Here is a 12020-nt window from a genome sequence, read left to right on the forward strand (position 1 = left end):
CAACGAGAGAGAAGAGATAAGAAGGAAGCGGGCCCGGACGGTGTCCGGGCCCGCTTCCTTCGCTTACCGCGCGGCGTTCACGCTGGTGCTACGGGAAGTTCCAGCCGTTGCTGTTGCCGTTTCCGCCGTTCCCGTTTCCGCCCCGGTTGCCGCCGCCCCAGCCGTCGTCTCCGCCGCCGATCACGTCCGGCGGGAGGGTGATGTCCGGCCACGGGTCGCCGTTGCCGCCGTTGTTCCCGCCGTTGCCGCCGCCCGGCTTGTCGCCGTGGCCCTTGTCGCGGTCGGGCTTCTTCTCGTTCGGGTCCTTGATCGGCACGGTGATGAAGTTCTCCACCGGCTTGCCCGTCAGGGCGCCGCTCATGGCGTCCTTCCAGATGGGGCCGGGGGTGTCCGCGCCGTAGACCTTGTCGTGGAGGATGCCGCCGATCCGGATGTTCTCCATCTTGACGCCCTTGGAGCCGGAGCCGCCGACCCAGACCGCGCCGGCGAGGTTCGGGGTGTAGCCGACGAACCAGGCGGCCTTGCGCTCGTCCGTCGTACCCGTCTTACCGGCGCTCGGGCGGTTGTCCAGGCCCGCCTTCTTGCCGGTGCCGTCCTCGACCACGCCGCGCAGCAGAGTGTTCATGGTGTCGGCGGTCTTCTGCGACATGGCGCGGGTGCACGAGGACTTGGGGATCTCGAGGTCCTTGCCGCCCGGGCCGGTGATCGACTCGATGAAGACCGGGGTGCAGTAGACGCCGCGGTTGGCGAAGGTCGCGTACGCGTTGGCCATCGTCAGCGGCGAGAAGCCGTCGGTGCCGAGGGTGATGGCGGGCACCTGGTTGAGCTTCTCGCCGTCGGCGCGCTTCACGCCCATCTTGGTGGCCATCTCGGTGACCGGGCAGACACCGATGTCGCTGATCATCTGCACGAAGTAGGTGTTGATCGACTTCGCGAGCGCCTCCCTCAGGCCGTACGGGCCCTTCTCCTTGGGGTCCTCGTTCGTGAGGGACGCGCCCTCGTTGTTGGACCAGGAGCCGTTGCAGGTGGACACCGGGCTCGGGTAGTCCATCTCGTACGGCGAGGAGTAGCGCTGGTACGGCTTCTTGCCCTGCTCGAGGGCGGCCGCGGCGGTGATCGGCTTGAACGTCGAGCCGACCTGGAAGCCGTAGTTCGAGCCGCCCATGGCCTTGTCCGCGGACAGGTTGATCTCGAGCTCGTTGGGCCCGTAGCCGTACGGCTTGGACTGGCCCATGGCGATCACCTTGCCGGTGCCGGGCTCGACGAGCGTGACGGCGGTGGCGACCGGGTCGTCCTGGTAGACGTGGGCCTTGATCGAGTTCTGGACCGACTGCTGCGCCTCGGGGTCCAGCGTCGTACGGATCGTCAGACCGCCGCGGTCCCAGCGCTGGGAGCGCTGTTCGCGGGTCTTGCCGAAGACCGGGTCGCTGAGGAAGACCTCGCGGACGTAGTCACAGAAGAACCCGGCGCCGCTCACGGCCGTGATACAGCCGTTCTTGGGCGCGCTGACCTTGAGCCCGAGGGGCTTCTTCTTCGCCGCGTCGGCCTGGGCCTGGGTGATGTCCTTCACCTCGGCCATGCGCTGCAGCACGGTGTCGCGGCGGGTCTTGGCCACCTCCGCGTTGTTGATCGGGTCGTAGCTGCTGGGCGACTGGACGAGACCGGCCAGCAGCGCGGCCTCTTCCAGCTTCAGGTCCTTGGCGTGCTTGCTGAAGTAGCGCTGCGAGGCGGCCTCGACACCGTAGGCCTGCTGGCCGAAGAAGGTGATGTTCAGGTAGTTCTGCAGGATCCGCCGCTTGCCCAGCTCCTTCTCGACCTGGATCGCGTACTTCAGCTCCTTGATCTTGCGGCCTATGGACTGCTTCTGGGCCTCGGCGACCGCCTTCTCGTCGTTGCCCGCCTCCTCCACGAAGACGTTCTTCACGTACTGCTGGGTGAGCGTGGAGGCGCCCTGGGAGACGCCGCCGTCCTGCGCGTTCTTGTTGAGCGCGCGCAGCACGCCCTTGAGGTCGACCGCCCCGTGCTCGTAGAAGCGCGCGTCCTCGATCGCGACGATCGCCTTGCGCATGTACGGGGAGATGTCCTTGAGCTCCACGATGGTGCGGTCGCGCGAGTAGACCTTCGCGATCTCGCCGCCCTTGGCGTCCAGGATGGTGGTCCGCTCGCTGAGCGGCGGCGTTTTGAGATTGGCCGGAATTTCGTCGAATTGCTCGACCGTTCCCTTGGCCGCGAGTCCGATCGCGCCGACGGCGGGCAGCGCGAGCCCGGCCAGCACCGCTCCCGCGAGCACGCTGACGCCGAGGAACTTCGCGGCCTGCTGAGCGGAGGACAGGCCCCCGCCCGAACGCTTGTTACCCATGGAGGCAGCCTACGTGTCGAATCGCCGGACAGGGGACCACCTGTTCGCATACGCTGATTCACGCCAGTCACTCCGGTGCGGTCGAGCACCATCACCCCTCTCACTCAAGTGAGTGATGAGACCCGCCCCATTTGCGATCTTGTGTCCCACCCCGCCCCTTTTGATGTGGGTGAACTGCCCCCATTTGCGCGGGAAGTCGCACATGTCGTCAGCTCACTCCGTTGGGTGATCTGCCGCGTACCCATAGTCCATTCGGGCCATCCAAGATTGGGCCCGCAGGGGGTGTTGCACCCTGTCCGCCTTCCGTAACGTCCTCAACTGGCGACGGTGAATATGCCGTTTGTCGCCGTGGGGGAGCTCCGAATCGGGAGAGGACGGCGCCAGCATGGGCTGGGTAACCGACTGGAGTGCGCAGGCCGCCTGTCGCACGACTGATCCAGATGAACTATTTGTTCAAGGCGCGGCACAGAACAGGGCCAAAGCGGTCTGCACCGGATGCCCGGTGCGCACCGAGTGCCTTGCCGACGCGCTGGACAACCGCGTCGAGTTCGGCGTGTGGGGTGGAATGACCGAGCGTGAGCGGAGGGCGCTGCTGCGCCGCCGCCCCACGGTCACCTCCTGGCGCCGGCTGCTGGAGACCGCGCGCCTCGAGTATGAGCGCGGCGCGGGCATCCTGCCGTTCGACGACGAGGAGTACGAGCGCCTCGCCGCCGTCGGGTAGTAGCCGAGCCGGCCGGTGGTCGGCCAAGGGCCTTGGGCCTTGGGTCCCTTGTGGGCCGTGGGTCCCTTGCGTCCTCGGACAGCTCTGGGCCGTCAGGTAATCCTGGCGGGGTGACGTCTCGTTTCTCTCATCACCACGTCACGACCCAGATGCTGGTCACGCACGTGAGTCCGTGGTGGTCACGTGCGTGAGTTCGGCGTGCCGTGGTGCCCTCGCGCGGCTAGCCCGCCACGCTTTTGGGCTGCCGCTCTGCCTGGTCCGCCAGGCGCTCGCCGATCGCTCGCAACCCCGCGAGGTCGTGTACGTCGCCGGGGAGCGCGGCCACTTCCGCCACGGGAACCTCGGGGTGCAGCGTCGTGAAGCGATGGTGTGTGCGCTGCTCGCGGGAGAGCACCTGCATACGCTCCGCGTGCAGCCGGAGCAGTCCCACGGCGAGCCGCTCTGCCGACGTGGGGGAGCCGTCGGGGTCAGATGCCGAGGAGTCGTCCGCCGCTGAGGCGTTCTGCTCTTGAGCATTCCCTGAACCGGGGTCGACAATGCCGTCTTCGGCAAGATTTTCTGGGCTGTTGGCGGTGAGGGCCGCGTCCTCGGTCGCTTCGACCGCCTCGACCGCTTCGACCGCCGGATCTGCCGAGCCTGCCGGGTCGGCCGGGTCTCCTGAGTCCGCCGGATCTGCCGGGTCGGCCGGGTCAGCCGGGTCAGCTGGGTCGGCCGGATCTGCCGGGTCCGAGGCGCCCGCCGGGTCCGACGTGCCCGATGCCTCGGCCAGGCCCAGGGACAGCGTCTCCGCGGCCGCCAGCGCCCGCTCCGCCGAGAGCTGCACGGCACCGCTCCCGTGCACCCGGTTCAGCACCAGTCCCGCCAGCGGCATCCGGTCCGCGGCCAGCCGCTCCACGAAGTACGCCGCCTCGCGCAGCGCGTCCCGCTCCGGGGCCGCCACCACCAGGAAGGCCGTGCCCGGCGCCTGGAGCAGCCGATAGGTGGCCTCGGCGCGGGTGCGGAAGCCGCCGAACATGGTGTCCATGGCGGCGGCGAAGGTCTGTACGTCGCGCATCAGCTGCCCGCCCAGGACCTTGCTGACCGTGCCGGTCATCATCGACACGCCCACGTTCAGGAACTTCATCCCGGCCCTGCCGCCGACCTTGGCCGGGGCCATCAGGATCTTGATGAACTTCCCGTCCAGGAAGGAGCCGAGGCGCTTCGGCGCGTCCAGGAAGTCCAGCGCCGACCGGCTCGGCGGCGTGTCGACGATGATCAGATCCCACTCGTCACGGGCCCGCAGCTGGCCGAGCTTCTCCATGGCCATGTACTCCTGCGTGCCCGCGAAACCGGCCGAAAGTGATTGGTAGAAGGGGTTCGCCAGGATCGCGCGGGAGCGCTCGGGGTCTGCGTGCGCTTCGACGAACTCATCGAAGGTCCGCTTCATGTCGAGCATCATGGCGTGCAGCTCGCCGCCCGCCGCGCCGTCGATGCCCTCGACCCGGCGGGGCACGTTGTCCAGCGCGTCGATGCCCATCGACTGCGCGAGCCGACGGGCCGGGTCGATGGTGAGGACGACGGCCTTACGGCCCCGCTCCGCGGCCCGTACGCCCAGGGCGGCGGCCGTCGTGGTCTTGCCGACGCCGCCGGAGCCGCAGCACACGACGATGCGGGTCTCGGGGTCGGCCAGCAGTGCGTCGGTGTCCAGCCGCGGTGCCATGTCCATGCTTCTGCCGCCTCCTGCGTACGGCTCGTACCGCTCGCTCGTACCGTTCAAGCTGATTGTTCTGGTTGTCCCGATTGTTCTGGACGTTCTGGTTGTGCCGATTGCGTCGCGCGTGTCGCGTGCGCTGTCGGTGCCGCCCGCGGCGCCCGGACCGGCAGCCGGGCGGCGCGGCTCACATCGGCCACTGCTTACGCAGATCCGTCGCGAGCCGGTACAGGCCGGCCAGGTCGACGCCGTCGGTGAGCAGCTCCAGCTCGTACAGGGGCAGCTCCAGGCCCGTCAGCTCCGCCCGCTGCGCCCGTTCCAGGGCGACCCGCTCCGCGTGCTCACGGGCCTGCTCCAGCAGCGGGTCCACCAGGCGCTCGGCGAGCCCACCGCGGCGCGCGCCGCCCAGCCCCGCCTGGGACAGGGCCTTGGCGACGGCGGTGCGCCGGCCGTTGGCGGCGACGTCGACGGCCGCGTGGTCGAGGATCGCGGGCCGCACCATGTTGATGATGACCGCGCCGGTCGGCAGGCCGTCGGCGCGCAGCTCCCCGATGCCGTCCGCGGTCTCCTGGACCGGCATCTCCTCCAGCAGCGTGACCATGTGGACCGCCGTCTCGGGGGACTTCAGGACGCGCATCACGGCCTGCGCCTGATTGTGTATCGGGCCGGTCCTGGCCAGCCCCGCCACCTCGTGGTTGACGTTCAGAAAGCGGGTGATCCGGCCGGTCGGCGGCGCGTCCATCACGACGAAGTCGTAAACGAAGCGGCCGTCCTTGCCCTTGCGGCGCACCGCCTCGCACGCCTTGCCGGTCAGCAGGACGTCCCGCAGCCCCGGGGCGATGGTGGTCGCGAAGTCGATCGCGCCGAGCTTCTTCAGTGCCCGTCCGGCCGAACCCAGCTTGTAGAACATGTGGAGGTAGTCGAGGAGCGCGAACTCGGGGTCGATGGCGAGTGCGTGCACCTCACCGCCGCCCGGCGCGCCGGCGACCTTCCGCTCCTCGTAGGGCAGCGCCTCGGTTTCGAAGAGCTGCGCGATGCCCTGGCGACCTTCGACCTCGACCAGCAGGGTTCGCCTGCCGTCGGCCGCGAGGGCCAGCGCGAGTGCCGCGGCGACCGTGGTTTTGCCGGTTCCGCCCTTGCCACTGACGACATGGAGCCTGCTCACAATGGGGAGCCTAACCAGTCGTCGTCCGGGCTACGCACCAGGCCCCGGGAGACAGGCATTACAGTCGGCCCTATGACCAAGTGGGAATACGCGACCGTGCCGCTGCTCGTACACGCCACAAAGCAGATTCTGGACACCTGGGGCGAGGACGGCTGGGAGCTCGTCCAGGTCGTGCCGGGGCCGAACAACCCCGAGCAGCTGGTGGCCTACCTCAAGCGGGAGAAGACCGCGTGAGCGCGGTCGAGGACAAGCTCGCCGAGCTGGGCCTGACCCTGCCGGAGGTCGCGGCGCCCCTCGCCTCGTACGTTCCCTCGGTCCGCTCCGGGCCGTACGTGTACACCTCGGGCCAGCTGCCCATGGTCGACGGCAAGCTCGGCGTGACCGGCAAGGTCGGCGCCGAGGTGACGCCGGAAGAGGCCAAGGAGCTGGCGCGGACCTGCGCGCTGAACGCCCTGGCCGCGGTCAAGTCGGCCATCGGCGACCTGGACAAGGTTGTACGGGTCGTGAAGGTCGTGGGCTTCGTCGCCTCGGCGCCGGACTTCACCGGGCAGCCGGGCGTCGTCAACGGCGCGAGCGAGCTGCTCGGCCAGGCGCTGGGCGAGGCGGGGGTGCACGCCCGCAGCGCCGTGGGCGTGGCGGTGCTGCCGCTGGACGCGCCGGTCGAGGTCGAGATCCAGGTCGAGGTCGCGGACTAGGTCCGGACAGGGCCCAGGTCCTGCCTGGGCGGTTTCCGCGGGCGGTTTCCGCGGGCGGTTTTCGCGGCCCACCGGGCCCAGCTGCACGCTGCCGCCGCCCTCGGTGATCTTGGCGCTTTCCTTCCCGACCGGTCCCCTTGCGGTCGCTTCCCTTCCCTGCCGGATGCCCGAGCTTCCCCTGCTTCCCGGGCTCCCGCGTGGGTACGTACGCCGCCAGGGTGACAACCGCCGCTGACATCCGCCCTCCGACGTCCGCGCCGGGTCGGCCGGGCGTGCCGAGCGGGCCGGGGCGCGCGCGTCTGACCAGGCCGGACAGTCCCGGACTGTCCGGGACACCGGGAGACCTTGCCGGACGGTACGGCGCCGAAAAAGCTCCTTCATGGGCCCACCACGAGGCCCATGAAGGAGGTCGTGATGACCGAACAGACGCGGTCGGCCGAATGGGTGCGGACGGCGACCGCTGTGGCCGTGCCGTTCCTTGTCGCCGTGGCCGTCGGCGCCGCCACCGCCGCAGACGCCCGCGCCCCCGTCGCCGCGGGCCCGAAGAAGGCGTTGTCCCGGGTATCCCAGGCTTCTCAGGTGTCCCGGGTTTCTCAGGTGTCCCGGGTTTCTCAGGTGTACGGAGCCCCCAAGGCCGCCCCCAGGCCCGCCGCGGCGGTGATCGTGTACGCCAAGGGGCAGATAGGCAAGCCCTACCAGTGGGGCGGCGTCGGCCCCCGGGGCTTCGACGGCGCCGGCCTGGTCATGCGGGCCTGGGGAGCCGCCGGGGTGAAGCTGCCGCGCAGCAGCTGGGAGCAGTCGCGCGCCGGGACCCCCACCACCCGGTCCGGGCTGGTCCCCGGGGACATCGTCCTGTCGTACCGCGGCGGCCACGTCCGGCTCTACATCGGCGGCGGCCGGGTCATCCACGCTCCCCGGCCCGGTACGAGGGTCACCATCGCGCCCCTGCCCCCGTCCTCGCAGGTCGTCGCCTACCGCCATATCGGATCCTGAGACGAGGGGAACGACTCACCGTGAACACGTCGCCCGTAGACATGCCCTGGCCAACTCGCATGCGCATTAGGCTGCTTGGACAGCCCGAACGCATAGGAGCGGTCATGGAGACGGGGCCTGACCCGAAGGCGGCAGGTAATGCGGCCGAGTTCGTCGTCGCGATGCGGCAGTTGCGCAGCTGGGCCGATCTGAGCTATCGCCAGCTGGAGCGGAACGCGGAGGCCGCCGGGGAAGTGCTGCCACGCGCCACCATCTCGGGGGCGCTGAGCAGGGACGACCTGCCCAGGGAGCAGCTTCTCGCCGCGTTCGTACGGGCGTGCGGCGGGGATGAGGAGACCGTGGCCGTATGGCTGGCGGCCCGTCGGCGGCTGTCCGTAGCCGCCCCCGTCGCCGCTTCGGCCCCGACCGAGCCCGTCGTCCCGGCTTTCGGGCCCGTCCCGGCCTCCGGGCCTGCCGCCGGCTCCTCCGTGTCGGCCGCCTCCTCCGCGCCCGCCTCCGACGGCGCCGACGCTTCCGTAGCCGCCTCCGAGGCCGCGCCGGAACCCGACGCCACATCCGGGCAGGCCCCCGCGCCCATACCCGTAGCCGTACCCGCCTCCGCGCCCGTACCCGCCTCCGCCCAGCGGAGCCACGAGATCAGCCGTCCGGCCGAAGTGACCGAAGTGATCGCCTCCGGCGAGGAGCCCGGCCCGCCGGGCGGGGAGCCCCCGTCCGGCTCGTCGTGGAGAAAACGGTATCTGCCCCCGCTCGCGGTCGGGCTGTGCGCCGCCGTCGGGGTGCTGGTGCTGGCCAACTGGCCGTCTTCCGGCAGCTCCGACGGCGCGCGCCCCGACGGCCGGCCCGGGACCAGTACGGGCCCGTCGGGCGGCGAGCCGTCCACGGACACCGCCTCGCCCTCGGGGACCAAGGAACCCGTCGCCGACGCCTCAGCCGACGACACCTCGTCCGCCTCCCCGACGCGTACCGCATCCTCCTCGCCGAAGCACGAGCCGACGGCCACCACAACCGCGCCCAAGCCCGCCGGCAAGCCCCGCATGCCGGCCGCGGGCCCGACACGGATCCATCCCGTCTCGGCCCCCGGCCTCTGCCTCACCGAGGGCAAGGAACGCAAGACCGGGAGGGCTGAGATCGCGGCTCAGATGCCGTGCGCCGACGTCCCGCTGCCCCGCGTGTCCCTGGACGCGGTCGGCGACGGTGTCTACCGCATCCAGTGGTACCACCCCGGTGAGGGCAGGGGCCTCGGCTGCCTGGCCGTCGACGACGACGCGATGGGGTCGGGCGCCCTGCTCGCCCCGCGCAGCCCCTGCACGGACGCCGACAACATGAAGTTCCGGCTGGAGCCGTCCCACGGCGGGTTCCGGCTGCGCCCGGTCCACAGCGGGCTGTGCATCGGGATCCTGCCGCCCCGTACGGAGGGCGCCGAGGCGATTCAGAACACCTGTACCGGCGAGGCGAACCAGGCGTTCCGTTTCACCGCGTCCTGAGGCGGCTTCACCGCGTCCTGAGGCGGCTTCACCGCGTCCTGAGGCGGCTTCACCGCGTCCTGAGGCGGCGCGCCGCCCCGGTCCCCTCGAACATCCGCGCGCCAGCGCATAGCATCCGGCCATGTCCACTACGAATGGTCAGTGGTATCCGCCCGACTGGCCGGAGCGCATCCGGCAGCTGGCGACCGGCGAGCTCACCCCGGTGACCCCGCGCCGGGCGGCCACCGTGCTGCTGCTGCGCGACGGGGCCGAGGGCCCCGTCGTGCACATGCTGCGCAGACGGACCTCCATGGCCTTCGCCGGCGGGGCGTACGCGTATCCGGGCGGCTCGGTGGACCCGCGCGACGAGCGCGGGGTGGCCTGGGCCGGGCCCTCGCGCCGGGAGTGGGCGCGGCGGCTGGGTCTCGCGGAGGACGACGGGACGGTGGCCCAGGCCATTGTGTGCGCGGCGGTCCGGGAGACCTTCGAGGAGGCGGGCGTGCTGCTCGCGGGCCCGACCCCGCATACGGTCGTGGCGGACACGACAGGCGAGGAGTGGGAGGCGGACCGCGCGGCGCTGGTCGCCCGGGAGCTGTCCTTCGCCGACTTCCTGGACCGCCGCGGGCTTGTGCTCCGTTCGGATCTGCTCGGGTGCTGGGCCCGCTGGATCACCCCGGAGTTCGAGCCGCGCCGCTACGACACCTGGTTCTTCGCGGCCGCCCTGCCGCACGGCCAGCGCACCCGTAACGCCTCGACCGAGGCGGACCACACCGTCTGGATCCGGCCCGCCGAGGCGGCCGCGGGGTACGACCGGGGCGAGCTGCTGATGATGCCGCCGACCATCGCGACCCTGCGCGAGCTGGAGCCGTACGGCACGGTCGCGGATGTGCTGACGGCGGCCCCGGACCGGGACCTCACGCCCGTACTGGCCCGGGCGCGGCTGGAGGAGGGCCGGGTCGTACTGAGCTGGCCGGGCCATGACGAGTTCACCAAGCACATTCCCACGGGTCCCACGGGTCCCACGGGGGGAGCGACCTGATGACGTACGCAGCAGCCTTGCCCGGCCAGCCGCGGGGCGGCGCCGTCGGCGGCCCGGCCACCGACCGGGCGGTGTGCGTCCTCGCGCCGAACCCCTCCCCGATGACGCTCGACGGCACCAACACCTGGATCGTCTCCGAGCCGGATTCCGACCTGGCCGTCGTCATCGATCCGGGCCCGCTCGACGACGCCCACCTCAAGGAGGTCCTGGCCACGGCGGAGCGGGCGGGCAAGCGGGTCGCGCTGACGCTGCTGACCCACGGCCACCCGGACCACGCGGAGGGCGCGGCGCGCTTCGCCGAGCTGACGCGTACGCGCGTACGGGCCCTCGACCCGGTGCTGCGGCTGGGGGAGGAGGGGCTGGGGACGGGCGATGTCATAACCACCGGCGGGCTGGAGCTGCGGGTGGTGCCCACGCCCGGCCATACGGCCGACTCGCTGTCCTTCCACCTCCCGGCGGACGCCGCGGTCCTGACCGGCGACACGGTGCTGGGGCGCGGTACGACGGTGGTGGCGCACCCGGACGGGCGGCTCGGCGACTATCTGGACTCGCTGCGGCGGCTGCGCTCGCTGACGGTGGACGACGGGGTGGGCACCGTCCTGCCGGGGCACGGGCCGGTGCTGAACGACGCGCGCGGCGCGGTGGAGTACTACCTCGCCCACCGGGCCAACCGACTGGCGCAGGTGGAGACGGCCGTGGAGAGCGGCTACCGGACGCCCTCAGAGGTCGTGGCGTATGTGTACGCGGATGTGGACCGGTCGCTGTGGCCGGCGGCGGAGCTCTCGGTCCGCGCCCAGCTGGACTATCTGGGCGAGCACGGGCTCATCTGAGGCCGAGCGCGGCATGCGGGCTGGGGGCTTGGCCCGGCACGCGGACGTACGGGTCGGGCACGCAGATGTGCGGGCCTGGCACGCGGACGTACAGGTCCAGCACGCAGATGCACGGGCCCGGCACGCGGGAGCATGAGAAGGGCCCCCGCGGGGAATCCGGCGAGGGCCCTCTCGTACGCGTCAGCGGGATATGCGCGTCAGCGGGACCGCTTGGCGAGCCGCTCGACGTCCAGCAGGATCACCGCGCGCGCCTCCAGCCGCAGCCAGCCGCGGCCCGCGAAGTCGGCGAGCGCCTTGTTGACCGTCTCGCGAGAGGCGCCGACCAGCTGGGCCAGCTCCTCCTGAGTGAGGTCGTGGACGACGTGGATGCCCTCCTCCGACTGCACGCCGAAGCGGCGCGAGAGGTCGAGCAGGGCGCGCGCGACACGCCCGGGGACATCGGAGAAGACCAGGTCGGACATCTGGTCGTTGGTCTTGCGCAGGCGCCGGGCGACCGCGCGCAGCAGCGCCGTGGCGACCTCGGGCCGGGCGTTCAGCCACGGCTGGAGGTCGCCGTGGCCGAGGCCGAGCAGCTTGACCTCGGTGAGGGCGGTGGCGGTGGCGGTACGCGGGCCGGGGTCGAAGAGCGACAGCTCACCGATCAGCTCGCCGGGTCCGAGCACGGCCAGCATGTTCTCGCGGCCGTCGGGAGAGGTGCGGTGGAGCTTCACCTTGCCCTCGGTGACCACGTACAGGCGGTCGCCGGGGTCCCCTTCGTGGAAGAGGGCGTCACCTCGCGCGAGGGTCACCTCTCCCATGGAGGCGCGCAGCTCAGCGGCCTGCTCGTCATCGAGCGCCGCGAAGAGCGGGGCGCGCCGCAGAACGTCGTCCACGAGTCTCTCCTTGTCGACATGCACAGGGGACCGTCGTCCCCATGATGCCGGACGGTAAAACAGTGCGATCAATCACAAGTTTGACGCACCTGCCTGCGGCACTGTGCGGCAGGGGTCCGATTGAGCGGCTCTTTCGGGTGGTCGGAGCGTATGTCAGTGCCGGGGCTTAGGCTGGCTGGGTGTCCAATAGGCC

General features: G+C 71.1%; 11 protein-coding genes. 7 read left to right on the top strand and 4 right to left on the bottom strand.

The genetic code is table 11. From position 1 onward, the window contains the following. Window positions 1–88: 88 nt before the first annotated feature. A complete protein-coding gene (locus ACWY4P_RS27715; RefSeq protein ID WP_456203053.1) occupies window positions 89–2359 on the bottom strand; it encodes a transglycosylase domain-containing protein in 2271 nt (756 codons plus the stop codon). Window positions 2360–2744: 385 nt separating this feature from the next. Here ACWY4P_RS27715 and ACWY4P_RS27720 point away from each other — a divergent pair, with 385 nt between their 5' ends. After that, the gene (locus ACWY4P_RS27720; RefSeq protein ID WP_456203054.1) at window positions 2745–3080 is read left to right on the top strand and encodes a WhiB family transcriptional regulator; all 336 of its coding nucleotides are present in this window, start codon (window positions 2745–2747) and stop codon (window positions 3078–3080) included. 220 nt (window positions 3081–3300) lie between these two features. On the opposite strand, the gene ACWY4P_RS27725 is transcribed toward ACWY4P_RS27720, so the two are convergent. Both ACWY4P_RS27725 and ACWY4P_RS27730 read right to left on the bottom strand, forming a co-directional pair. Continuing rightward, window positions 3301–4785 carry an ArsA family ATPase gene (locus tag ACWY4P_RS27725; RefSeq protein WP_456203055.1) on the bottom strand — a complete coding sequence of 495 codons (1485 nt, stop codon included), beginning with the start codon at window positions 4783–4785 and terminating at the stop codon, window positions 3301–3303. A gap of 172 nt (window positions 4786–4957) precedes the next feature. Then, window positions 4958–5935, bottom strand: a complete 978-nt coding sequence (locus tag ACWY4P_RS27730; protein WP_456203056.1) for an ArsA-related P-loop ATPase — start codon at window positions 5933–5935, stop codon at window positions 4958–4960. 72 nt (window positions 5936–6007) lie between these two features. Between ACWY4P_RS27730 and ACWY4P_RS27735 the strand changes: the two genes are divergently transcribed. From ACWY4P_RS27735 to ACWY4P_RS27760, 6 genes are all read left to right on the top strand, one after another. Then, window positions 6008–6169, top strand: a complete 162-nt coding sequence (locus ACWY4P_RS27735; RefSeq protein WP_093601778.1) for a DUF4177 domain-containing protein — start codon at window positions 6008–6010, stop codon at window positions 6167–6169. Then, window positions 6166–6630, top strand: a complete 465-nt coding sequence (locus ACWY4P_RS27740) for a RidA family protein (RefSeq protein WP_456203057.1) — start codon at window positions 6166–6168, stop codon at window positions 6628–6630. The genes ACWY4P_RS27735 and ACWY4P_RS27740 overlap by 4 nt, the downstream gene beginning before the upstream one ends. 414 nt (window positions 6631–7044) lie before the next feature. After that, complete coding sequence (locus ACWY4P_RS27745) at window positions 7045–7623, top strand: C40 family peptidase (protein WP_456203058.1); 579 nt, start codon at window positions 7045–7047, stop codon at window positions 7621–7623. 104 nt (window positions 7624–7727) lie between these two features. Next, entirely contained in the window at window positions 7728–9107 is a 1380-nt protein-coding gene (locus ACWY4P_RS27750) for a hypothetical protein (protein ID WP_456203059.1), read from the top strand. A 121-nt stretch (window positions 9108–9228) separates the two neighbouring features. After that, window positions 9229–10125, top strand: coding sequence for an NUDIX hydrolase (locus tag ACWY4P_RS27755; protein ID WP_456203060.1), 897 nt, complete (start codon window positions 9229–9231; stop codon window positions 10123–10125). Then, a complete protein-coding gene (locus tag ACWY4P_RS27760) occupies window positions 10125–10955 on the top strand; it encodes an MBL fold metallo-hydrolase (protein ID WP_456203061.1) in 831 nt (276 codons plus the stop codon). Before ACWY4P_RS27755 ends, ACWY4P_RS27760 begins: the two co-directional genes overlap by 1 nt. Before the next feature lie 197 nt (window positions 10956–11152). On the opposite strand, the gene ACWY4P_RS27765 is transcribed toward ACWY4P_RS27760, so the two are convergent. After that, a complete protein-coding gene (locus ACWY4P_RS27765) occupies window positions 11153–11827 on the bottom strand; it encodes a Crp/Fnr family transcriptional regulator (RefSeq protein WP_003981529.1) in 675 nt (224 codons plus the stop codon). Window positions 11828–12020: the final 193 nt, after the last annotated feature.

The sequence above is a fragment of the Streptomyces sp. LZ34 genome (assembly GCF_053890475.1).